The organism is Microlunatus flavus, assembly GCF_900110855.1.
GTDB lineage: Bacteria > Actinomycetota > Actinomycetes > Propionibacteriales > Propionibacteriaceae > Microlunatus > Microlunatus flavus.
The window spans coordinates 502,547-526,063 of the sequence record NZ_FOFA01000001.1 but is presented as its reverse complement, the minus strand read 5'-3'; the positions used below and the strand labels follow the sequence as shown (position 1 = coordinate 526,063).

Below are 23,517 nucleotides of genomic sequence, written 5' to 3'. Positions count from 1 at the left end.
CGAGAAGGAGGGAGGGCCGGCTCTCAGCCGGGTCGATCCATCTCGACCAACGCCCGACCGACGATCCGACCCTCCGCGAGGAGGCGGTACGCCTCGTCGGCCTCGCCCAGGGCGAAGCGCCGGCTGATGAGCGCGCCCGGGTCGAGCCGGCCGTCGGCCACGAGCCGCCCGAGGTGCGCGAGATCCGTCCGCGGCCTGCCGCCGAAGGAGCCGCAGACCTGGATCTTGCGGCGCACGAGACGCGTGATCTCGACCTCGGCCGTCCGGCCGACCGGAGCGATGCCGATCATCACGCAGCGCCCGCCGTCGGCGACCACCTCGGTCGCCTGACGGAACGTCGCCGGCTGGCCGATGGCCTCGACCACGACGTCCGCGCCACCCCCGGTGAGGTCGCGGACGGTCGCGACCACGTCCTGCGTACGCCCGTTGACGGTGGCGGTCGCCCCCAGCTCGGTCGCGGCCCGCAGCCGGTCGTCGGCCAGGTCGACGGCGACCACCTGCGCGGCGCCCAGCGCCTTCGCGACGGCGACCAGGCTCAGCCCCACGCCGCCCGCGCCGATGACGGCGACCGAGGCACCCGGCTGGACGTCGCCGACGTGGACCAGCGCGCCGTACGCGGTCAGGAAGGCGCAGCCGAGGATGGCCGAGTCGGCGAGGGGTGCCCCCGCTGGGATCGGTGCGGCGGCGAGCGCCGGCATCACCGCGTGCTCGGCGAGGCCGCCCATCGAGTACATCGCCACGGGTGCGCCGTCGGCGTCGAAGAGCCGCGTCGTCCCGTCGTACAGGGTCCCGTTGAGCCGGTTCTGCGCGAAGAACGGCTCGCACAGCTCCTCGCGCCCGCGCGTGCACATGCGGCAGCGGCCGCACGGCATGATGAACGCGCCCACGACGGCGTCGCCCTCGGACAGGTGCTCGACCCCGCGCCCCACCGCCCGCACGGTCCCGGACACCTCGTGGCCGAGGACGGCGGGCAGCGGGAAGGCGACCGAGCCGTCGTGGACGTGGAGATCGGTGTGGCAGACCCCGCACGCCGCGACCTCGACGAGGACCTCGCCGTCCCGCGGCTCGGGCCGGCGCAGCTCCTCGACCCGGAAGGGGCCGGACCGCTCGCGCACGACGGCTGCTCTCACGGTGCTGTCCCCGTGCTCGACGGGCGGAAGGGCCTCACGACGCGCGCCGAGCCGGCCCGGGCTCGGCCAGGCCGACGGCGGCCAGGGCGGTGCGGGCGATGTTCGCGTCGACCGCCGGGGCGCCGCCCGCGACCCCGAAGCCCCCCAGGAACCGTTCCCCCACGACGAGCGGGAACCCGCCGAGGACGTTGGTCAGCAGGTTGCCGGAGGCCGGCGGCAGCGCCAGCGCCAGGTCACCCTCCATCCAGCCGGTGGGCCGGCGGGTCGACGCCGCGGTCTGGGCCTTGCGCCGGCAGGTCTCGGCGCTGTGCGGCGTGGTGCCGTCCGCGCGGCCGTAGGCGACCAGGGCCATCGCGGGGTCGACGACGGCGACGGCCACGGGCAGCCCCGCAGCGGCGCCGGCCTCGATCCCGGCCTGCACGAGCTGCAGGGCGAGCTCGTGGCTGACCGCGGCGAGCTCGACGAAGAAGTGGTCGGTGCTCATGCGGCCACCGCCGTCCGCGCGGCCTTGGCCTCGCGCCGCCGCCGGTGCAGGATCGGTTCGGTGTAGCCGTTGGGCTGCCGCGCACCCTCGAAGACCAGGTCGCAGGCCGCCCGGAAGGCGATGCTCCCGTCGAGGTCGGTGGCCATGGGGCGGTAGTCCGGGTCCGCGGCGTTCTGCCCGTCCACGACGGCGGCCATCCTCTGCAGCGAGGCCCGGACGACCGCCTCGTCGACGACCCCGTGGTGGAGCCAGTTCGCGAGGAGCTGGCTCGAGATGCGCAGCGTCGCCCGGTCCTCCATCAGCGCGACGTCGTGCACGTCGGGGACCTTCGAGCAGCCCACGCCGGCGTCGACCCAGCGCACGACGTAGCCGAGGAGCGACTGGACGTTCTCGTCGACCTCCTCGAGCCGGGCCCGCTCGTCCCACGCCGACGGGTCGGCGAGCGGCGGGGTCAGGAGCTCCTCGAGCGGGGCCGGCGCGCGCCCGGCGAGCTCACGCTGCCGCGCGTGGACGTCGACCCGGGCGTAGTGCAGGGCGTGGAGCACCGCCGCCGTGGGCGACGGGACCCAGGCGGTCGACGCACCGGCCAGGGGCTGGGCGACCTTCTGCTCGAGCATCTCGGCCATCCGGTCGGGCATGGCCCACATGCCCTTGCCGATCTGGCCGTGGCCGGCCAGGCCCGCCCGGAGGCCGAGGTCGACGTTGCGGTCCTCGTACGCCGCCATCCACGGCCGGCGGCGCAGCTCGGCCTTGCGGACGACCGGGCCGGCCTCCAGCGCGGTGTGGATCTCGTCGCCGGAGCGGTCGAGGAAGCCGGTGTTGATGAACACGAGCCGCGTCGACGCCTCGGCGATGCAGGCGCCCAGGTTCGCCGACGTGCGCCGCTCCTCGTCCATGAGGCCGAGCTTGATCGTCTCCGGCGCCAGCCCGAGCAGCCGCTCGACCCGCTCGAAGAGCCTGACCGTGTACGCCACCTCGGCCGGCCCGTGCATCTTCGGCTTGACGACGTAGAGCGAGCCGGCGGAGCCGTTGCGCGTCGTGGACGCCGGGTCGAGGCCGGGCACCGCGCAGAGGGCGGTCACGACGGCGTCGAGGATCCCCTCGCCGATCTCGTCGCCGTCGGCGTCGAGCACGGCGTCGCTCGTCATCAGGTGCCCGACGTTCCTCACGAGCAGCACGGCCCGCCCGGGCAGGACGAGCTCGCCGTCCGGGGTGCGGTACGTCCGGTCCGGCTCGAGCCGACGCACCACCTGCCGGCCCCTCTTGTCGAAGGTGGCCTGCAGGTCGCCGCGATTCAGTCCGAGCCAGTTGCGGTAGGCGGCAACCTTGTCGGCGGCGTCGACCACGGCGACGGAGTCCTCGAAGTCGACGATCGCCGTGGTCGCCGCCTCGACGACCACGTCGCTGACCCCAGCCGGGTCGTCGGCCCCGACCGTCGAGGACGGGTCCAGCCGGATCTCCCAGTGCAGGCCGTGACGGCGCAGCAGCACGACCTCCGGCTGGGAGGGGTCGCCCTGCCAGCCGCGGAAGGCGTCGGGGTCGGCCAGGGTCGTCGTGCCGGAGGCCGTCGACACCACCAGGGCACCGTCCTCCACGGTGTAGCCACGGGCGGCGCGGTGACTGTCCTCGGCGAGCGGGAAGAGCTCGTCGAGGAGGCCGCGCACGGCGTCCACCACCTGCGCCCCCCGCGCCCGGTCGTACCCGCCCGGCCGGGCCGCACCTGGCAGGGCGTCGGTGCCGTAGAGCGCGTCGTAGAGCGATCCCCACCGGGCGTTCGCCGCGTTCAGCAGGTAGCGCGCGTTGGTGACGGGGACGACGAGCTGCGGGCCGGCCACGCTCGCGAGCTCCGGGTCGACGTCGCGCGTCGTGACCTCCGCGTCGGACGTCTCGGGCACGAGGTAGCCGATCTGCTCGAGGTGCGCCCGGTAGGCCGCAGCGTCCCAGGGCGCGCCGCGGTGCTCCGCGTGCCAGACGTCGAGCGCGGTCTGCAGCCGGTCCCGCTCGGCCAGCAGCGCCCGGCCGGGGCCGCGGAGGTCGGCGACGAGCTCGGCGAAGCCCGCCCAGAAGGTGCGGGGGTCGAGGTCGACGCCGGCCAGGGCCTCGGTCTCCACGAAGTCGTGCAGCTCGCGGGCGACGCTCAGTCCTCCGACGTCCACGTGGTCATGTCCTGGTCGCATCTCGCCTCTCGGGGGTGTGCGTCGATCCGGCGAGCCGGTGGTTTCGCTCTACGGAAGAGTAGTTCCGTTCTTAGCGGAGACTAGGACCGGGGCGGGCGGAGGTCAACCGTCGACAGCCCCGAGACGCTCTCTCGTATGGTGGAGAGGTGATTCCACGAACTATGCATCCCGACCTCTCCGACCCGAGGTCTGGGCGATGATCGTCGACCGGATCGAGACGTTCCGGCGCGGCCCCCTGCTGGTCGTGCGCGTCACCACCGAGGACGGCGACGTGGGCGTCGGGCAGGCCGCCCCGTACGAGGCCGGGCTGACCGCAGCGGTGCTGCACGGCTTCGTCGCCCGCGGGTTCCTGGGTCGGGAGGCCTGGGACGCGGAGGCGCTGGTCGACGCGTTCCTGCTCCAGAGCTACAAGTTCCCCTCGAGCTTCGTGCTGCGGGCGGTGGGCGGCATCGAGACCGCGCTGTGGGACCTGATGGCGCGCCGGGCGGGCCAGCCGGTCTGGCGCCTCCTCGGCGGGGCGGCCCGCGACCGGGTGCCCGTGTACGCGTCGAGCATGCTGCGCTCGATCACGCCGGAGGCCGAGGCCGAGCGGATCGCGGCGCTCGCCGCGGAGCAGGGCTTCCGCGCGGCGAAGATCCGGGTCGGCGAGGCGATGGGCCGCGACACCGACGCCGCTCCGGGGCGCACGGCGGCGATCATCCCGCTGATGCGCCGCGAGCTCGGCGACGACTTCGCCCTCTCCGCGGACGCCAACGGCGGGTACACGGCCGCCGAGGCCATCCGGGTCGGCCGTCGGCTGGAGGAGCACGGGTACTTCCACTTCGAAGAACCCTGCCCGTTCCCCGACCTGGACGCGACGGCCGCCGTCGCCCACGCGCTCGACATCCCCGTGTCGGGCGGCGAGCAGGACACGGTGCTGCCGCAGTTCGTGCGCATGGTCACCACCCGGGCCGTCGACATCGTGCAGCCCGACATCGGCTACCTGGGCGGTGTGTCCCGCGCGCGCAAGGTCGCCGTGCTCGCCGAGGCGGCGGGCATCCCCTGCACGCCGCACTGCGCGAACGCCTCGCTGCTGCGCGTCTTCACCCTGCACCTCGCGCTCGCCATGCCGGCCTGCTTCCAGCCCCAGGAGTGGAGCATCGAGGACGAGCCGTGGGCCCGCGGCGTGTGCTCGACGATGCCTCAGGTGGTCGACGGCGAGGTGGCCGCGCCCCTGGAGCCGGGCTGGGGCATCGAGCTGGAGCCTGCCTTCCTCGCCGCGGCGGAGCGCGAGGAGTCGCGTCGCCGAGTTGCTTGACGAGGCTAAGCAACCGGGGTTAGCGTCGAGAACGAGTGGAAGAACACTTCCGTCAATCGGAAAAAGGAGTCGCATGGTCGACACGGTCGTCCTCCGCACCACCCAGGCCGAGAGCGCGGGCGCACCGGTGCCCTGGGCCGTCGACCAGCTCGAGCGGGCGCTCGCCGGTCGCGGTGTCGCCGTGGTCCGCGACGGAGGTGCGACCGAGGACCTCGCGGTCGAGGCGACCCTCTCCGACGCGGCCGGGTCGGTGGCCGAGGAGACCGACCCCGAGTCGTTCGAGCTCGTCAGCACGGGCTCCGGAGTCCGCGTCCGCGCCGCTCACCCGCGGGGGCTGGCGTACGGCCTGACCGAGCTGGCCGACCGCGTGCGCCTCGCGGCTGCGACCGACGACGTCCTCTCCGGGTCGTGGAGCACCAGCGGCACCCCGGCGACGCCGGTCCGCAGCGTGCTGCGGTCGTTCTCCAGCGACGTGCTCGACCTGTCCTGGTTCCGCGACCCGGACTTCTGGACGGGCTACCTGGACGAGCTCGCGACGCAGCGCGTCAACCGCGTCCAGCTGGCGCTGGGGATGCAGTACAACTACTCCCACGACCCCGGGGTGGTGGACAACTACCTCTGCTTCGCGTACCCCTTCCTCGTCGACGTCCCCGGCTGGGACGTCGAGGTGGAGGGTGTCGACGCGACCGAGCGCGCGGCCAACCTCGCGGCCCTCCGGCTGGCCAGCGACGAGGCGACCCGCCGCGGGATCCACTTCCAGCTCGGCCTGTGGAACCACGCCGTGCACCCCGAGCTCGGCGAGAGCCCGGACCTGCGCTACCCGGTCCGTGGCCTCACCGACCCGGAGGTGGCCGCGTACTCGGCGGCGGGCCTCGAGATCCTCCTGCGCGAGTGCCCGGGCATCGCCGGCCTGACGTTCCGCGTGCACTACGAGGGCGGTGTGCCGGAGAACGGGCGCAACGAGTTCTGGGCGGGCGTCCTCGCCGGCGTCGCCGCCGCCGACCGCCCGCTCGACATCGACCTCCACGCCAAGGGCGTCGACGCCGCGCTGATGGACGCCGCGGCCGGGGCCAGCGGGCGGCGCATCACGCTGTCCGCGAAGTACTGGGCCGAGCACCAGGGGCTGCCTTACCACCAGGCACGGGTCCGCGACCTCGAGCGTGCGCGTCCCGACAACGGTGACGACCTCGCCGGCGTCACGACCAACGCGCGGCGCTTCACGCGCTACGGCTACGGCGACTTCCTCGCGACCGACCGCGACCACGACCTGCTCTTCCGCGTGTGGCCCGGGTCCCAGCGGTTCCTGCTCTGGGCCGACCCGCAGGTGTTCGCGGGCTACGGGCGCCTGGGGACGCTCGGCGGCGCGGTCGGGGTGGAGCTGTGCGAACCGCTCACGTTCCGCGGCCGCAAGGGGACCGGTGAGGGCCCACGCGACCTCTACCGCGACGAGCGGCTGCACCTCTCGGCCAGCGACGACTGGCAGAAGTACCGCTACGAGTACCGGCTCTGGGGCCGTCTGCTCTACGACCCCGAGGCGGACCCGGCCGACTGGCGACGGTTCCTCGTCGCCGAGCACGGCCCGGCCGCGGACGCCGTCGAGCGGGCGCTCGCCGCGGCGGGCCGGGTGCTGCCCCTGGTGACGGTGGCCGAGGGGCTCAGCGCCTCGAACAACTTCTACTGGCCCGAGGTCGTCACCTACCTGCCGATGTTCCACGGGCCCGAGGAGCTCGCGTCCGACTTCGACACCCCCGAGCCGCACACCTGGCCGGCGGCGAGCCCGTTCGACCCCGAGACCTTCGACACCACCGACGGCTTCGTCGACGACCTCCTGCAGGGCCGGGCCTCGGGGCGCCGCACCCCGATCGAGAACGCGCGGACGCTCGAGCAGCTGTCCGCGCAGGTCGGCGAGGCCGTCGCCGCGGCCCGTGCCGGTGGGGAGGGGACGCCGCAGCTGGAGCGGGCGCTCGTCGACGCCGAGATCCTGGCCGCGCTCGCGACGATGTACTCCCAGCGGATCCGGGCCGGCGTGGAGGTCTCGCTCTTCACCCGGACGTCCGACGCCGCCCGGCTCGGGCTCGCCCGGACACGGCTCCAGGCGTCACGCACTGCGCTCCAGGCCGTGATCGACCTGGCCGCCCCCGTCTACGTCGACGACCTCGCCTTCGGCGACCGTCCGACCGAGCGCGGGCACTGGACGAACCGGCTGACGATGCTCGACGCGGAGCTCGAGGACCTCGACGCCCGGATCGCGGCAGCGGGCGAGCCGGGCCCCGCCCCCGACCCGGTGCCCGAGCCGGTCGACCCCGTCGCCCTCGAGCTCCAGCGTGACGACGCCGGCCGCGCCGAGCTGGTCGGCGTGCCCGAGGGCGCGACGCTGCGCCTGCACGCGCGCCCCCTGGACCAGTCCGAGTCCTGGTCGGTCGTCGACCTCCCGGTCGGCGAGGGGGGTCGGGCGGTCGTCGACCTGCCGGAGGACCCCACCGCCCGGTATCCGCTCCAGTGGTACCTGACGCTGCACCTCCCCTCGGGGGCGGCGCAGAGCTTCCCGGGCCTCGGACCCGACCTCGTCGGCCAGCCCTACTTCGTGGAGCCCGCCGACGCCCGGCCCAGCTGGGCCGCGGAGGCCGTCACCCCCGCGCTCGCGCACTGATCCCGCACCACCCCGTTCGCCACCACCCGCCCTGCACCACCCGCTCGCTACCACCCGCTCCGACCCGCACCCCACCTGAGGACCACAACGATGTCTCGTCCCGAACCCCACCCCGTCCAGCGGCGTCACACGCGCCGGTGGCTCGCCGTCTCCTGCGGGGCGGCCGCCCTCGCGCTCGCCGCCTGCAGCACCACGCCTCCGAGCTCCGGTGCGTCGAGCGGTTCCGTCGCCGAGGGGCCGAAGGTGAGCGGCAACCTCACCGTCAGCTACCTGAGCGGCACCGCGTACATCCCGGGCGCCATCCAGTCGTTCACCGGGCAGAACCCCGGGCTGAAGATCACGACGACGCAGGCGCAGTCGAACACCTACCAGCCGCAGATCCGGGCCCAGCTCGACGCCAAGCACGGGCCGGACGTCATGTTCGTCTGGGGCGGCTCGGGCAACGCGATGGCCACGAAGGTGCTCGCCCAGGCCGACGAGCTGGCCGACCTCAGCCAGAGCCCCTGGGTCGGCGAGATCGGCCCCACCGCGAACAGCCTGGTCTCGGACCCCTCGGGCAAGGTGTTCGCGCTGAACTCGTACCAGAACCCCACCGGCGTCGTCTACGACACCGAGGCCGCCGCCAAGCTCGGCGTGAAGCCGCCGACGACGTACTCCGGGATGCTCGACTACTGCAAGACCGTGAGCGCGAAGGGCGTCGTGCCGATCGCGCTCGGGGCGCAGACGGGCTACCTGGCCACCGAGGTGCCGCTCGAGCTGGCGAACACGCTGGTCTACTCCAAGGACCCGAAGTTCGCCGAGCACCTGGCCGACGGCAGCGTGAAGTGGAGCACCTCCGAGCTGTGGAAGAGCTCGCTGACCAAGGCGCTGCAGCAGTACAAGGAGATGCAGGGCGCCGGCTGCTTCGCCGACGACGTCACCGGCTACTCCGACACCGCCGCGATCCAGCAGGTCGCCTCGGGCAAGGCGCTCGGCGTCGACGTCATCTCCGCGGCGATCCCGCAGATCAAGCAGTACGCCCCGAACCTGAAGATGGACATGTGGTCGCTCCCGGCCACGGAGAACCCGGACGACACGGTCCTCACGCTCAACACCGGTGCGGCCTACGGCGTCGCCGCCGCCTCGCCGAACAAGGACGCGGCGACCGCGTTCCTCAACTACATGGGTCAGCCGGCCGAGCTGGCCGCCGCCGCGGCCGCGAACTACGGCCTGCCCTACACCCCGAAGGCGGACACGCCGGTCCCGGACGAGGTCAAGGGCGTGACGGAGAAGTACAAGGCCGGCAAGACCGCCCTGTGGCAGACGAACTTCTGGCCCGGCTACCAGGTCAAGCAGACGATGATCGCCGAGTGCCAGAACCTGCTGGTCGACAAGCAGACGGTGCAGGGAGCGGTGGACGCCGTGCAGAAGTCGCTGGGGGACTCGTGACCGGGCCGGCCGGCCCGTGCCAGGGGGTCCCATGAGCAGCGAGACGCTGACCGCCGCCCCACCGGTCGCGCTGCCGCAGCGCCGACGCAGGGCCCTGTACGGCGTCCCGATCTGGTTCGCCGTGCCCGGGCTGTTCTTCTTCCTGGCGATCGTGGCCTACCCGACCGTCCTGGGCGTCTACTACGCCTTCACAGACTGGAGCGGGCTCGGCAGCGCGATCAACTTCATCGGGCTGGACAACTTCGTGGCGCTGTTCTCCTCGGCGGAGACCCTCGCCGCGCTGGGCAACACGGTGCTCATGGCCGCGTCCATCACGATCCTGCAGAACGTCATCGGGCTGGCCCTGGCGCTCGGGGTCAGCTCGCGGATCAAGAGCCGCAACATCCTGCGGACGCTGCTCTTCGCTCCGGTCGTCATGACGCCGATCATCGTCGGCTACCTCTGGCAGTTCCTTTACGTGCCGGACGGACCCGTCTCCACCATCGCCGCGGCACTCGGCTTCTCCGGGGTCAACGTGCTCGGGGACCCGTCGACCGCGCTGTGGGGCGTGGTGTCGGTGGTCGTGTGGCAGTACTCCGGCTACTCGATGGTGATCTTCGTGGCGGGGATCCAGAACATCCCCGAGGAGGTCGGCGAGGCCGCCGAGCTCGACGGGGCGGGGCCGTTCAAGCGGTTCGCCTACGTCACCTGGCCCTTGATCAGGACGGCCACGGGCATCAACCTGACGCTCTCGCTGATCACGTCGCTCAAGCTGTTCGACCAGGTCATCGCGACGACGCAGGGTGGCCCGGGCTACGCGACCCAGACGCTCTCCACGCTGCTCTACAACCAGGCCTTCCTCTACAACCGCTACGGCTACGGCATCGCGCTCGGCCTGATCGTGTTCATCCTCATCGCGGTCGTCGCCTTCGCGCAGATGTGGCTGCTGCGCGACAGGAGCGAGTCCTGATGCGGCGCTACAGCTCCCGGACGTTCCTGCTCGAGATCGTCATGGTCGCCGCGGCGCTCGTGTTCGTCTTCCCGCTGTGGATGCTGATCTCGGTCGGCTTCCGGTCGTCGGCCGACGTCGCCCGCAACCCGCTCGGTGCCCCCACCAGCCTCTACCTCGACAACTTCGTCGAAGGATGGCGGAGCGGCGCGCTCGGCCCCGCGATGGTCAACAGCGTGATCATCGTCGTGTCGGCCGTGGTGATCCTCGTCGTCGTGGGCGCCGCGGCGAGCTACTACTTCGCGCGGTCCAGCGGGCGGACCGGGGGCCGGCTCTACCTGGTCGTCGCCGCGGGCCTGATGGTGCCGTTCCAGATCGGGGTGCTCCCGCTCTACCGGCTCTTCACCCAGGTCGGGCTCGCCGGGAACCCGCTGTCGGTGATCCTCTTCAACGCCGGCATCCAGCTCCCTCTGACCGTGCTGCTCTACACCGGCTTCATGCGCCAGCTGCCGGTCGAGTACGAGGAGGCCGCCCGGGTCGACGGCGCGACGTCCTGGCAGGTCTTCCGGCGCGTGATCGTGCCGTTGCTGCTGCCGGTGACGGGGACGGTCGTCATCCTCGACGGCATCGCCATCTGGAACGAGTTCTTCACGCCGCTGCTCTACCTGGGAGGCACCGGGAACGTGACGCTGCCCGTGCAGATCTACAACTTCGCGGGGGAGTACGGCGCCGACTGGGGACGGATCTTCGCCGGCCTGCTGCTGGCCAGCATCCCGGTGCTGATCGTCTTCTTCGTGTTCCAGCGCTACATCATCCGCAGCTTCGGGAGCGGGTTGAAGGGGTGACCGGGATCACGCAGCCCGGGGTGCGTCTCGGGCCTGGTGAGAAGATCACCGTCGTGACCAGCGACGCAACCAGCAGCGACGAGCAGCCCGTGACGCGCGCGTCAGGGGTGCAGTCCGTGGAGCGGGCGTTCGAGATCCTCGAGCGCATCGCGGCGGCCGGGGGCGAGGCCAGCCTGAGCGACCTCGCGTCCCAGACCTCGCTGCCGCTGCCGACGATCCACCGCATGCTGCGGACGCTGAGCGGCACCGGCTACGTGATCCAGAGCTCCAACCGTCGCTACATGCTCGGCCCCGGGCTCATCCGTCTGGGCGAGGTGGCGCACGAGCGGCTGGGCCTGCTCGCCCGCCCCGAGCTGGCGCGACTCGTCGACGTGCTCGGCGAGACCGCGAACATGGCGGTGCTCGACTCCGACATGGTCGTCTACGTGGCCCAGGTGCCCTCCCCGCACACCGTGCGCATGTTCACCGTGGTCGGACGGCGGGTGCACGTGCACGACACCGGGGTGGGCAAGGCGATCCTCGCCGGTCTCCCGCACGAGCGGGTCCGCGCGATCGTCGACCGGCGCGGCCTGCCGCCCGCGACCCCGCGCAGCATCGCGACGATGGCCGCCCTGGAGGACGACCTCGAGCGGATCCGTGCGGTGGGCTACGCGGTCGACGACGAGGAGCAGGAGATCGGGGTGCGCTGCTACGCGATGGCGGTCCCGGGCACCCCGTTGCCCACCGCCATCTCCGTGTCGGGCCCCGGAGGACGCGTCGACGCCGCGTTCGGCGAGCGCGCGGTGCCGGAGCTGCGGCGCGCGGTCGAGCGGCTCTCCTCGGTGCTCACCCGGGGAGTCGTGGGGTGACCGCGGTGACCGCAACGAGGGAGGTGCTGGGCGGGCCGGCGGCCACCGAGGCGCTCGCCGCTCGGCTGCGTACCGCGCTGGGGTCTGGCCGGGTGATCACCGACCTGACCCGGCTCCGCACGTACGAGTGCGACGGGATCACCGGCTACCGGGTCGTGCCCGCGCTGGTGGTGCTCCCGGAGTCGACCGAGGAGGTCGCTCTCGTCGTGGCCGCCTGCGCCGAGGCCGGGGTGCCGTTCGTCGCCCGCGGCGCGGGGACGGGGCTGTCGGGGGGCGCGCTCCCGGTCGCGGGAGGCGCGGTGATCAGCCTGGCGCGAATGCGCCGCGTGCTCGAGATCGACCTCGAGAACCAGCGCATGACCGTCGAGCCGGGCGTGACCAACGCCGACATCAGCAAGGCCGTGGCCGCCCGGAACCTCTACTTCGCCCCCGACCCCTCCAGCCAGACCGTCTGCACGATCGGCGGCAACATCGCCGAGAACTCGGGCGGCGCGCACTGCCTCAAGTACGGGTTCACGACCAACCACGTGCACGCGATGACGCTCGTGCTGCCGGACGGGTCCGTCGTGACCGTCGGCGGGAACGGCGTCGAGCAGGTGGGACCCGACCTCCGGGGGGCGGTCATCGGCTCCGAGGGCACCCTCGCGATCGCGACGTCGATCACGGTCCGGCTGCTACGCACGCCGGAAGCGGTGCGCACGCTGGTGGCCGACTTCCCCAGCGCCGACACCGCCGCCGAGGCCGTCAGCCGAATCATCGCGGCCGGCATCATCCCGGCCGCCGTCGAGATGCTGGACGCGCTCGCCATCGAGGCCTGCGAGGCGGCGGTCCACGCGGGCTACTCGCTCGGCACGGCGGCGGCCTTGGTCGTCGAGCTGGACGGGCCGGAGGCGTCGTGCGCCGAGGACTTCGCGCGGGTCGAGCAGATCTGCCGCGACGCCGGGACGACCCACATCCGGGTCCCGGGCAGCCCCGCCGAACGGACGCTCATCTGGAAGGGCCGCAAGGCCGCCTTCGCCGCGATGGGCCGGATCAGCCCGGACTACTACGTCCAGGACGGGGTCATCCCGCGCACGCGCCTGAGCGAGGTGCTCGACCGAATCCGGCAGATGGCCGAGGAGGCCGACCTGCGGGTGGCCAACGTCTTCCACGCCGGCGATGGCAACCTGCACCCGCTGGTGCTCTACGACGCGGCGGTTCCGGGGGAGTCCGAGCGGGGCGAGCACCTCTCCACCGCCATCGCCGAGCTCTGCGTCGAGATGGGCGGCTCCATCACCGGGGAGCACGGCGTGGGGACGGACAAGGCGTGCTCGATGCCGGCGATGTTCGGCGACGACGACCTCGCCGTGATGCTGCGGCTGCGCGCGGCCTTCGACCCGGCCGGCGTCTGCAACCCCGGCAAGATCTTCCCCACTCCGCGGCTCTGCGGCGAGCGTCCCGGCCGGTACCGGCCGCACCCGCTCGAGGCCGCCGGCCTGATCGACCGGGGCTGAGTCTCATGACGCGTACGAGGAGCCCGCGGTGAGCGAGCTGCGGCAGGAGACCGCCTCGTCGCCCGGCCGCCTGGAGCGGCCGTCGACGACGACCGAGGCGGCGCAGCTGCTGTCGGGAACCCGCGGGACGCTCGAGTTCCGCGGGGCCGGCACCAAGCTCGACTGGGCCGGCCGGGTCGCGGACCCCGACCTGGTCGTCGACACCCGCGACCTGCGGGGGCTGCTCACCCACAACCCGGCCGACATGACGGCCTCCGTGCGCGCGGGCACGCCGCTGACCGAGCTGCAGTCCCACCTGCGGTCGAGCGGGCAGTGGCTGGCGCTCGACCCGCCCAGCGCCGCCGAGGGAGCCACGCTCGGCGGCCTTCTCGCCAGCGGGGACTCGGGGCCGTCGCGGTTCCGGTACGGCGGCCTGCGCGACCTCGTCATCGGCGTCGTGCTGGTGCTCGCCGACGGCACGACCGCGCGTTCCGGGGGTCACGTGATCAAGAACGTGGCCGGCTACGACCTGGCGAAGCTGGTCTACGGCTCGCTGGGCTCGCTGGCCCTGGTCACCGAGGTCGTGCTGCGGCTGCACCCGCTGCCGGCGGCCACGACCACGGTGGCCGCCGACGTCGACCCGGCCATCGCCAGCCGCGTGGCGTCGGCGGTCATGGCCAGCGTCCTCGAGCCCGCCGCGCTCGAGCTGGTCCCGGGCCCCGGTACGAGCCGCCTGCTGCTCCGCGTGGACGGGTCGCCCGGGTACGTGGACGCCGCCGCCGAGGCGTCCCGCCAGCTGCTCGGAGGGCTCGGTGTCGTCGCGGAGCGGCTGGACACCGACGCGGCCGACGTCGCGTGGCAGGAGCAGCGGCGGGCGGTGCGGGGTTCCGACGGCGACACGGTCGTCCGCGTCTCGGGCCTGCCCACCGGGCTGCCGGGGCTCGCCAGCGCGGTCGACGCCACGGCCGACGCCCTCGGGCTCGACGCCCAGGTCAGCTCGAGCGTCGCCCTGGGCCTGCACACCGTCTCGTTCCGCGGCGGCGCCCCGCAGGACCACGTCGAGGCGGTGGGAGCGCTGCGCGCGGCGGCGACCGGGCAGCGGGCCAGCGTCCTGCTGCAGCGCCGGCCGGCGGCCGTCGACGCACTCGTCGACAGCCTCGGACCGCCGCCGTCGAGCCTCGAGCTCCTGCGCCGCGTGAAGGAGGCCTTCGACCCCGACGGTCGCTGCGCCCCCGGCCGCTTCCGGCCCTGGTACTGATCCGTCCCCTCCTCAGGAGCCCCTCGTGACGCAGACGCCCGGCTTGGACGACCTCCCCCGTGGAACCACGGCGGGAGGTGACGGCAGCGGTGCCGTGACCGCCGGCATGCACGTGGCCGAGCCGACGGCGAGCATCTTCGACAGCCTCCGCGCACCCAGCGGGGACCTGATCGACGACTGCGTGCACTGCGGCTTCTGCCTGCCGACCTGCCCCACCTACCTGCTGGAGGGCAACGAGACCAACTCCCCGCGCGGGCGCATCTACCTGATGAAGATGGGCTCGGCCGGCGAAGTCGGCATGGACGAGGAGTTCGTGGGGAACTTCGACGCCTGCCTCGGGTGCATGGCCTGCGTCACCGCCTGCCCGTCGGGGGTGCAGTACGACCACCTCATCGAGGCCGTCCGCCCGCAGATCGAGCGCCACTGGGAGCGGACGCCCGCCGACCGGGCCTTCCGGGCCCTGGTCTTCGGGCTGTTCCCCTACCCGAGCCGGCTGCGACCGGCCGCGTTCTTCGGCACGCTCTACCAGAAGCTGGGGGTGCGGAGGCTGCTCGCGGCGTCCGGCCTGATCGGGCGGCTGCCGGCCCGCCTCCGCGCCATGGAGGCCCTGCTGCCGCAGATCCCGCTGCGCAGCGTCGTCGCCCGCCAGCCGTCGTTCACCCCGGCGGTCGGTACCACCCGGCACCGCGTCGGGCTGCTGTCCGGCTGCGTCCAGCGGGTCTTCTTCGGCGACGTCAACGCTGCGGCGACCCGGGTGCTGGCCGCCGAGGGCTGCGACGTGGTCGCCCCGCCCCGGCAGCAGTGCTGCGGGGCGCTGTCCAGCCACGCCGGGCGGGACGAGGAGGCCCGCGACCGGGCCCGCCGGCTCATCGACGTGTTCACGGAGGCGGAGGTGGAGACGGTCGTCGTCACGGTCGCCGGCTGCGGCTCCTCGATGAAGGAGTACGCCGAGCTGCTGCGCGACGACCCGGCGTACGCCGACCGGGCAGCCGCCTTCGCGGCCAAGGTCCGCGACATCTCCGAGCTCCTGGTCCAGCTGGGACCGGTCGCCGTCCGGCACCCGATCGACGCGACGGTGGCCTACCACGACGCCTGCCACCTGCGGCACGCCCAGGGGATCGTCGCCGAGCCCCGTACGGCGCTGGGCACGATCCCGTCGATGACGGTCGTCGACATCCCCGAGGCCGACATCTGCTGCGGATCCGCGGGTATCTACAACCTGGTGCAGCCCGAGCCGGCGGAGGAGCTCGGCCGCCGCAAGGTCGCCCACATCGAGAGCACCCGGCCGGACGCCGTCGCGACCTCCAACGCCGGGTGCCTGCTGCAGATCCGCCGCTACCTCGACGCTGGCGTCCCGCTGTTCCACCCCGTCGAGCTCATCGACGCGTCGCTGCGCGGGGTCGACCCGGTCGCCGCGCAGGCGTTGGCCCGAGGAGGCCCTCAGCGGCTGTAGACGTCCGACCTGGTGAGCACGTTCACCAGCGGTCGGCCGTCGCGGTAGCGCTCGTGGTTGTCCCTGATGATCGCCAGGGTGCGGTCGATCATGTCCCGCATGCGCAGCGTCGTGTGCGGCGTGATCAGCACGTTCGGCGCGTCCCAGACGGCCGCGTCGGCGGGCAGCGGCTCCTGCTCGAACACGTCGAGGCCGGCGCCCCTGATCGTCCCGGCCACGAGCGCGTCCACGAGGGCCGCCTCGTCGACGACGCTGCCCCGCGCGACGTTGATGAGGTGCGCCGTGGGCTTCATCAGCGCGAGCTCGTCCGGCCCGATGAGATGGTGGGTCTCGTCGCTCAGGCGGATCGTCAGCACGACGAAGTCGCTCTGGGTCAGGAGCTCGGACAGCGAGCCGGCCTCCGCCGCACTGAGGAACGTGTCGACGTGGGCGCCCGCGTCCGCGCCCGACCTCCCGTAGGCGAGGGTGCGCATCCCGAAGGCGCGGGCCATCTGCGCGACGTCCTTGCCCGTCTCGCCCAGACCGACGATCCCCATCGTCTTGCCCCAGAGCGCCCACGGGTCCCGGTAGTCGGCGAACCCGGTCCAGCGGTGCGCCTGCTGCGCCTCGAGCAGCCGCGGCGCCTCGTAGGCGAGCGCGAGCGCGAAGTAGAAGACGTGCTGCGCCAGCGCGGGGGCGTTGCGCCCCGCCGAGCTGGTCACGACCAGGTCGGTCCGCTCGAACAGCTCGGGGGCCGCGCTCCTGTCGAGCCCGGACTGGTCGCAGTGCACCCACCTCAGCCTCGGCGCAGCCAGGAAGCGTGGGTCGAGGTCCTTCGCCAGTACCGCCGCGTCCGCGTGCTGCAGCGCAGCCGCGATGCCGTCGTCGTCGTCACGGGCGACCAGCGCCACCGGTGCCGGGGCGAAGATGCGGATGAGCTCGGCCATGGCGTCGTCCGGGTAGTCGACCGTCGCGAGAACGCTGCGCAGCGGGGTCCTGGTCATCGTCTGCTCCCTGTCGGGTCGGTGCCGCCCTCGCCGCCGGGCGTCGTCGGAGCCGCCGGCTCGAGACGGTCTGCTGCCGCAGGAGCCCGGGCGTACGAGCCTCGCCCAGCACAGCGATGCTGCGTGGTCGTCTCCTCTCGTGACGCGGAAGCCGTTGTCGGCCGTCACGTGCACTCGGGCTCAGCGGTTCGAGCGTGATTCCACAATATGGATTTCACGCTTCGTCTTGCGGAATACAGAGCCTAACAGTTAGTGTCCAAAAGCAGTACGGGCCGGCAAACGAGGGAGTTTGAGATGTCACGTCCACGCGTTCTGCCCAGGAGGCGGAGCCTCGCGGCGGCGGTGGGCGCCATCGCCCTCGCCGCGACGTCCCTCGCGGCCTGCTCGTCCTCCGACGCCGGGTCCGGCTCGTCGGGGAGCACGAGCGGCGGCGACGCGCTCGTCCTCGCGATCCAGCAGGCCCCGACCTCGTTCGACCCGTCGCAGGTCGAGCCGGCGGCCGCCGGCATCCTGTGGAACTCGGTCTACGAGAGCCTCGCCTACCGCGACCCCGTCGACGGCGTGGTCAAGCCGTGGGCCGCGACCGGCTGGAAGTACTCGAAGGACGGGCTGCACCTCACGGTCACCCTCCGCGACGGTCTGAAGTTCAGCGACGGGAACCCGGTGAAGGCCTCCGACGTGGCGGCCACGATGAACCGCAACATCGAGACGCCCGGCTACATCCAGACCCAGATCACCGCGCTCAAGTCCGTCGACGCGCCCGACGACAAGACCGTGGTGCTCAACTTCAAGTACTTCGACCCCAAGTTCCTGCCGCTCCTGGGACGCGAGCTCGGCACCTTCACCGAGGCGTCCGCGCTCAAGAACCCGAACATCGCGACCGACCCGCTGGGCTCGGGGCCGTACACGCTGGACAAGGCCAAGACCGTGCCGGGATCGAGCTACGTCCTCAGCCGGCGCGACGACTACTGGGACGTCGCCTCGTTCCCCTTCAAGACGGTCACCGTGCGCCTGATGAACGACCCCACCGCCTCGCTGAACGCCTTCAAGGCCGGTGAGGTGAACGCGGTGGCGATCACCCCCGAGCAGGAGGCCGCCGCGAAGGCGACGTCCGGGGCGGTGATCACCCCGACCGCGGCGACGGCCATCCGGACGATGCTGATCATCGACAAGGGCGGCAAGATCATCCCGCAGTTCAAAGACGTGCGCGTCCGGCAGGCGCTCAACTACGCGATCGACCGCAAGGGCATCGCCGACAAGCTCCTCCTGGGCTTCGCCAAGCCGACGGAGCAGGTGTTCAGCACGGGCGGCACCGTGCACGACGACGCGCTCGACGACACCTACCCGTACGACCCGGCCAAGGCCAAGGCGCTCCTGGCCGAGGCGGGCTACCCCGACGGCTTCTCCGTGCAGATCCCCAGCACCAACGTCAGCACCAAGCTCGAGCCGACGTTGTCCCAGCAGCTGGGTGCGGTGGGCATCAAGGTCCAGTGGGTCGCGATCCCGGACTCCCAGGCCACGACCGTGCTCTCCTCGGGCAAGTTCCCGCTCAGCCTGAAGGACTCGGCCTTCGCGTCGGACGCCTACACCGCCATCAACTTCCTCGGCGCAGGCACCAACAACCCGGAGAAGTTCACCACCCCGGAGCTCACCAAGCTGATGGACACCCTCAACTCGACGGTCGACCCGGAGGCGGCGAAGCCCACGCTCGCCAAGATCAACGAGTACTCCGTGAAGGAGGCGCTCGAGGTCCCGCTGTACAACCCGATCAACCTGTGGGCGACCTCCCAAGGCGTGCAGTTCGTCGACAAGGCGGGCACCACCTCGTCCGTGCGTCAGTTCGGCGTGGCCGCGAAGTAGTCGGGAGCTCCTGCGGTGGTCCTCTACTCCTTGCGACGGGTGCTCGCCGGCCTCGCCCTGACCGTCCTCGTCACGCTCATCACGTTCCTCCTGCTCAGCAGGTCGTTCGAGGACATGATCGCGACGATCCTCGGGCCGGACGCGACGCCGGAGAAGATCGCGGAGACCATGCACGCGCGGGGGTACGACAGGCCGCTGCTGCTGCAGTACGGCGAGTGGCTCGGCCACGTCATCCGTGGCGACCTCGGGGTCTCGGCCTACACGAGCCTCGGCGTCGGCCCGATCGTCCTGCAGCGGATGTCGGTGACGCTGTCCGTGATCGTCCCCGCGCTCGTCGTCTCGGTCGTGCTGAGCATCCTCCTCGGCGTGTGGTCGGCCTCCAGGGGCGGAGTCGTGGACCGCGTGGCCCAGGGGATCTCCCTGATCGGCCACCTGATCCCCGAGCTGCTGATCGCGATCATCCTGGTCTTCGTGGTGGCCGTGACGCTCCACGTCCTCCCGGCGACGGGCTTCACCTCCCTGGTCGACAGCCGTTCCGCGTGGTTGCGCAGCATCACCCTCCCCGCGATCGCGCTGATCGTCGGCGGCATGGCCAACATCACCGCCCAGATCCGCGGAGCGATGATCGTCGAGCTGCGGAAGGACTACGTCCGCACGCTGCGGACGAGCGGGCTGTCCCCCCGCTCGATCGTCATCAAGCACGCCCTGCGCAACGCCGGCAGCCCCGCGCTGACGGTGATGTCGCTGGAGTTCCTCGCGCTACTGAGCCACTCGGTGATCATCGAGAACGTCTTCGCCCTGCCGGGGTACGGATCGTTCGCGTTCTCCGCGTCCCTGCAGATCGACGTGCCCGTGATCATGGGCGTCACGCTCGTCAGCGTGCTGCTGGTGACGGTCGTCAACCTCGCCGCCGACTTGGCGAACGGGTGGCTGAACCCGAAGGCGAGACTGCATTGAGCGAGATCCTGGGCGACCTGCCTGCTCCGGACGAGGTGGCGGCCGGCGCGCGGCGGTCCGTGCTCCCGCGCCTCCTGCGGGACCCGCAGGCGATCATCAGCGGTTCCGTGCTGCTCGTCGTGTTCGCGCTGGGAGCGCTGAGCCCGCTCATCGCGCCGGCCGACCCCAACGGCGCGGACCTCAACCTGATCAACGCCCCGTTCGGGACGCCGGGCCGGCTGCTGGGCGGCGACGAGAGCGGCCGCGACATCGTGTCCCGCCTGCTCTACTCCATCAGGACGAGCGGCATCTCGCGCTCATCGGCGCCAGCGTGGCGCTGGCGATCGGGGTGACCGCGGGCCTCGTCGGCGGCTACTTCGGCAACGTCACCCGCAACGCCACCGAGTGGCTCTTCAACCTGGTCATGACCTTCCCCGGGCTGATCACGCTCATCGTCCTGATGCCGCTGACCCGCGGCGACTACCGCTGGACGATGTTGATCTACGGGGTCCTCCTCGCGCCCGGGACGTACCGGATCGTGCGGAACCTGGTCGTCGCGGTCAAGAACGAGCTCTACGTCGACGCCGCCCGGGTGTCCGGGCTGAGCGACCTGCGCATCCTCGGTCGGCACGTGCTGTTCGTGATCCGCGGACCGGTCATCACCAACACCGCCTTCCTCATGGGAACGGCCATCGGCGTCCAGTCGGGGCTGGCGTTCCTCGGCGTCGGCTCGAAGGAGGTGCCGAGCTTCGGCCTCATGATCGCCTCCGGGTTCGGCAACCTCTACCTCGTCCCCCTCCAGTTCGTCTGGCCGAGCATCCTGCTCGGCCTCCTGACCGGGAGCATGGTGCTGCTGGGGAACTCGGTGCGCGACGCCTTCGAGCTCGGGCGGCCCAAGCCGCAGAAGCTGGCCGCCCCGCCCGTCGCCGTCGGTGCGCAGCTGAGCGACGGGGTCGCGTCGTCGACGGCGCCCTCCACGGACGGCGGCGCAGGTGGTGGCACGGCTGGCCCGCTGCTGTCGGTGCACGACCTGGGTGTCGCCTTCCCGGCCGGGGACGACCTGCGCGAGGTGGTCAAGGGGGTGTCGTTGACCGTCGGCCCTGGCGAGGTCGTGGGGCTCGTGGGGGAGTCCGGGTCCGGGAAGTCCCAGACCGCCTTCTCCGTGCTGGGGGTCCTGGCGCCCGAGGCGAGGATCACCCGAGGCTCGATTCGGCTCGACGGGCGCGAGCTGATCGGCCTCAGCGACGCCGAGCTGCGGCCCCTCCGGGGTCGCGTCGTCTCCTACATCCCCCAGGAGCCGATGTCGAACCTGGACCCGTGCTTCACCGTGGGCTCGCAGCTGACCGAACGGGTCCGCCGCACCCTCGGCGCCGCGCGGGGCGACGAGCGCCGGACCGTGCTCGAGCTGCTGGAGCGGGTGGAGATCCCAGACCCGGCGCGGGTCTTCGCCTCCTATCCCCACCAGATCTCGGGCGGGATGGCGCAGCGTGTGCTGATCGCGGGCGCCGTCGCCTGCCGACCCCGTCTGCTCATCGCCGACGAGCCGACGACGGCGCTCGACGTGACCGTCCAGGCCGAGATCCTCGACCTGCTGCGTGGTCTGCAGAAGGACTTCGACATGGCGATCCTGCTGGTGACGCACAACTTCGGCGTCGTCGCCGACCTGTGCGACCGGCTGGTGGTCATGCGCGACGGCGAGGTGGTCGAGTCCGGGTCGACCCGCGAGGTCTTCGCCGCACCCCGGCACGCCTACACGCGCTCGCTCCTGGGCTCGATCCTCGACGAGGACTACTTCGACGTGGACGTCCTGGCGAAGTCGGTCGGAGCCGGACGGTGACAGCGCTGCTGGAGGTCGAGGACCTCAGGGTGCGTTTCGGCCGGAAAGGCCTCCGGTCCCGGCCGGTAGAGGTGCTGCACGGCGTCTCCCTGAGCGTGGGGGTCGGCGAGACCCTCGGTCTGGTCGGGGAGTCCGGCTCGGGGAAGACGACCATCGGCCGTACGGTCCTCGGCCTCGTCACGCCGTCGTCGGGGTCCGTGCGCTTCGCGGGGGAGGACGTGACGGCGGCGTCGCGCAGGACGCGACGGCGCCTGGCCAAGGACATCCAGGTCGTCTTCCAGGACCCCTACACGTCGTTGAACCCGGCGCTCAGCGTCGGTGACATCCTCTCCGAGCCGCTCGTCGTGCAGGGCCTGAGCAGGCGCGACGCGCAGGCGCGCGTCAGGGGACTGCTGGAACAGGTGAACCTTCCCGCCGGCGCCGCCGAGCGGCTGCCCCGGGAGTTCTCCGGCGGGCAGCGACAGCGCGTCGCGATCGCCCGTGCGCTCGCCCCGTCGCCCAAGCTCATCGTCTGCGACGAGCCCGTCTCCGCGCTCGACCTGACCACCCAGGCGAAGGTCCTGGACCTCCTCGCCGAGATCCAGACGCGGACGCAGGTGTCGTACCTCTTCATCTCCCACGACCTCGCGGTCGTCCGGCACATCAGCGTCCGCGTCAGCGTGCTCTACCGCGGCGACGTGGTGGAGACCGGACCCGTGCGGGACGTCATCTCCTCGCCGTCGCACGACTACACGCGGCGGCTGCTGCTGGCGGCACCCGTCGCCGATCCGGACAAGCAGGCGGTCCGCAGGCGGGCGCGCCGGGCGCTCATCGAGTCGCAGCCCCTCGAGAAGGCGGGCTGACGGTGGGACCAGCACTGCTGGCCGTCGGCGGCGACCCGACGCCGGACGGGCGCGGGGGCCTGAGGGTCCTCGCGGTACGTGCGCCGGATCGCGGGGTCGAGGACGCCACCCTCGAGGAGCTCGGGACCGCCGACACAGGAACCGTCTCGTACCTGGCGGTGTCGCGGTCGTCGCACACCCTCTACGTCGCGTCGCAGCTCGACGACGAGCCCCACCTCACCGCGTTCCGCTGGTCGGACCACGGGGCCCTCGAGCTGCTGCGCCGGGAACGGGTCGCCGCGGGTGCGGCGCACCTGTGCGTGACGGGCGACGGGAGGCACCTGCTGTCCGCCGAGTACGGCTCGGGGTCGGTCAGCGTCTTCCGGGTGGCTGGCGGCGACCTGAAGCAGACCGACGAGGTCCGCTTCGACGGGTCGGGGCCCCACCCCCGCCAGGAGTCGCCCCACCCGCACCAGGTCCTGGACGTCGGGGGCGCCTACGTGGTCCCCGACCTGGGCACCGACCTCGTCCACCGGTTCGTCGTCTCCGACGAGGGCCGGCTCGAGCACCGGCACGCCTGGAACGTGCCGGCCGGCTCCGGCCCCCGCCACGCCGTCGTCGTGCACGGCACGCTGTTCGTCGCGTGCGAGCTGTCCGGCGAGGTGCGCTGGGGCCCGCTCGACGGCGGTGCACCGTTGGACGGGGTCGTCCGGTCCTCGTCCAGCACGGCCGGCGAGGTCATGCCGTCCGCGATCGGCGTCCACCAGGGGCGCATCCTCGTGGCGAACCGTGGGCCCGGGACGATCCTGTCGGTGCTCGCCTCGCCCGAGGGGCTGACCGACCCGCGCGAGCTCGCGTCGGGCGGCACCTGGCCCCGCGACTTCACGCTCGTGGGGGACCACCTCGCCGTCGCCGACCCCCGCGACGACCGGCTGCGGCTGGTCGGTCTCCGCGACCCGCACCCGATCGTCGCGGAGACCTCCGTCCCCGCGCCGACCTGCGTCGTCGCGCTGTGAGAGCGGGCCACCGTCCCGCCGGCTGCCTCGCGGCCCGTCGGCGCGCACCGGCGTCGCCCCGTCCGCCCGTCCTGTACGACCTCTGAGGAGAACG

Annotated in this window: 19 protein-coding genes; 15 read left to right on the top strand and 4 right to left on the bottom strand. The window is 72.5% G+C overall.

Features of this window, described 5'->3' with window-relative positions:
• Positions 1 to 23 precede the first annotated feature (23 nt).
• Genes BMY04_RS02585 through BMY04_RS02575 form a run of 3 tightly spaced genes read right to left on the bottom strand, consistent with a single transcriptional unit; the run spans position 24 to position 3,770 of the window.
• The gene (locus BMY04_RS02585) at positions 24 to 1,130 is read right to left on the bottom strand and encodes a zinc-binding dehydrogenase (protein WP_091177532.1); all 1,107 of its coding nucleotides are present in this window, start codon (positions 1,128 to 1,130) and stop codon (positions 24 to 26) included.
• Between the two features lie 34 nt (positions 1,131 to 1,164).
• Positions 1,165 to 1,614, bottom strand: a complete 450-nt coding sequence (locus BMY04_RS02580; RefSeq protein WP_091177531.1) for a GlcG/HbpS family heme-binding protein — start codon at positions 1,612 to 1,614, stop codon at positions 1,165 to 1,167.
• On the bottom strand, positions 1,611 to 3,770 hold the full coding sequence (locus BMY04_RS02575) for a malate synthase G (protein WP_232506053.1): 2,160 nt from the start codon (positions 3,768 to 3,770) through the stop codon (positions 1,611 to 1,613). The genes BMY04_RS02580 and BMY04_RS02575 overlap by 4 nt, the downstream gene beginning before the upstream one ends.
• 217 nt (positions 3,771 to 3,987) lie before the next feature.
• Between BMY04_RS02575 and BMY04_RS02570 the strand changes: the two genes are divergently transcribed.
• The 9 genes from BMY04_RS02570 (at position 3,988) to BMY04_RS02530 (ending at position 15,970) form a co-directional block, all read left to right on the top strand.
• A complete protein-coding gene (locus BMY04_RS02570; protein ID WP_091177529.1) occupies positions 3,988 to 5,088 on the top strand; it encodes a mandelate racemase/muconate lactonizing enzyme family protein in 1,101 nt (366 codons plus the stop codon).
• A 73-nt stretch (positions 5,089 to 5,161) separates the two neighbouring features.
• A complete protein-coding gene (locus BMY04_RS02565; RefSeq protein WP_091177528.1) occupies positions 5,162 to 7,738 on the top strand; it encodes a hypothetical protein in 2,577 nt (858 codons plus the stop codon).
• A 90-nt stretch (positions 7,739 to 7,828) separates the two neighbouring features.
• Positions 7,829 to 9,166 (top strand): ABC transporter substrate-binding protein, encoded by a 1,338-nt coding sequence (locus BMY04_RS02560; RefSeq protein WP_091177527.1) that lies wholly within the window; start codon positions 7,829 to 7,831, stop codon positions 9,164 to 9,166.
• 31 nt (positions 9,167 to 9,197) lie between these two features.
• Positions 9,198 to 10,115: a carbohydrate ABC transporter permease gene (locus BMY04_RS02555; RefSeq protein ID WP_091177526.1), complete on the top strand. Its 918-nt coding sequence runs from the start codon at positions 9,198 to 9,200 to the stop codon at positions 10,113 to 10,115.
• Positions 10,115 to 10,939, top strand: a complete 825-nt coding sequence (locus tag BMY04_RS02550) for a carbohydrate ABC transporter permease (protein ID WP_091177525.1) — start codon at positions 10,115 to 10,117, stop codon at positions 10,937 to 10,939. The genes BMY04_RS02555 and BMY04_RS02550 overlap by 1 nt, the downstream gene beginning before the upstream one ends.
• Positions 10,940 to 10,992: 53 nt before the next feature.
• Positions 10,993 to 11,787 (top strand): IclR family transcriptional regulator, encoded by a 795-nt coding sequence (locus BMY04_RS02545; RefSeq protein WP_198409895.1) that lies wholly within the window; start codon positions 10,993 to 10,995, stop codon positions 11,785 to 11,787.
• A 5-nt stretch (positions 11,788 to 11,792) separates the two neighbouring features.
• Positions 11,793 to 13,280 carry an FAD-binding oxidoreductase gene (locus BMY04_RS02540; RefSeq protein WP_232506052.1) on the top strand — a complete coding sequence of 496 codons (1,488 nt, stop codon included), beginning with the start codon at positions 11,793 to 11,795 and terminating at the stop codon, positions 13,278 to 13,280.
• Positions 13,281 to 13,308: 28 nt separating this feature from the next.
• Positions 13,309 to 14,517, top strand: a complete 1,209-nt coding sequence (locus BMY04_RS02535; RefSeq protein WP_091177524.1) for an FAD-binding oxidoreductase — start codon at positions 13,309 to 13,311, stop codon at positions 14,515 to 14,517.
• A 25-nt stretch (positions 14,518 to 14,542) separates the two neighbouring features.
• Positions 14,543 to 15,970: a (Fe-S)-binding protein gene (locus BMY04_RS02530; RefSeq protein WP_232506051.1), complete on the top strand. Its 1,428-nt coding sequence runs from the start codon at positions 14,543 to 14,545 to the stop codon at positions 15,968 to 15,970.
• On the opposite strand, the gene BMY04_RS02525 is transcribed toward BMY04_RS02530, so the two are convergent.
• Entirely contained in the window at positions 15,958 to 16,953 is a 996-nt protein-coding gene (locus BMY04_RS02525) for a D-2-hydroxyacid dehydrogenase (RefSeq protein WP_091177523.1), read from the bottom strand. The two genes, BMY04_RS02530 and BMY04_RS02525, sit on opposite strands and share 13 nt — an antisense overlap.
• A gap of 342 nt (positions 16,954 to 17,295) precedes the next feature.
• Here BMY04_RS02525 and BMY04_RS02520 point away from each other — a divergent pair, with 342 nt between their 5' ends.
• The 6 genes from BMY04_RS02520 to BMY04_RS02500 are packed head-to-tail and all read left to right on the top strand — an operon-like array spanning position 17,296 to position 23,423.
• Positions 17,296 to 18,813, top strand: coding sequence for an ABC transporter substrate-binding protein (locus tag BMY04_RS02520; protein ID WP_170853957.1), 1,518 nt, complete (start codon positions 17,296 to 17,298; stop codon positions 18,811 to 18,813).
• Between the two features lie 15 nt (positions 18,814 to 18,828).
• Positions 18,829 to 19,770 (top strand): ABC transporter permease, encoded by a 942-nt coding sequence (locus BMY04_RS02515; RefSeq protein ID WP_091177521.1) that lies wholly within the window; start codon positions 18,829 to 18,831, stop codon positions 19,768 to 19,770.
• Positions 19,767 to 20,102 (top strand): hypothetical protein, encoded by a 336-nt coding sequence (locus tag BMY04_RS23000; RefSeq protein ID WP_198409894.1) that lies wholly within the window; start codon positions 19,767 to 19,769, stop codon positions 20,100 to 20,102. The genes BMY04_RS02515 and BMY04_RS23000 overlap by 4 nt, the downstream gene beginning before the upstream one ends.
• On the top strand, positions 20,081 to 21,586 hold the full coding sequence (locus BMY04_RS02510) for a dipeptide/oligopeptide/nickel ABC transporter permease/ATP-binding protein (protein ID WP_198409893.1): 1,506 nt from the start codon (positions 20,081 to 20,083) through the stop codon (positions 21,584 to 21,586). Before BMY04_RS23000 ends, BMY04_RS02510 begins: the two co-directional genes overlap by 22 nt.
• The gene (locus BMY04_RS02505) at positions 21,583 to 22,428 is read left to right on the top strand and encodes an ATP-binding cassette domain-containing protein (RefSeq protein WP_091177520.1); all 846 of its coding nucleotides are present in this window, start codon (positions 21,583 to 21,585) and stop codon (positions 22,426 to 22,428) included. The genes BMY04_RS02510 and BMY04_RS02505 overlap by 4 nt, the downstream gene beginning before the upstream one ends.
• 2 nt (positions 22,429 to 22,430) lie before the next feature.
• A complete protein-coding gene (locus BMY04_RS02500; RefSeq protein ID WP_170853956.1) occupies positions 22,431 to 23,423 on the top strand; it encodes a lactonase family protein in 993 nt (330 codons plus the stop codon).
• Positions 23,424 to 23,517: the final 94 nt, after the last annotated feature.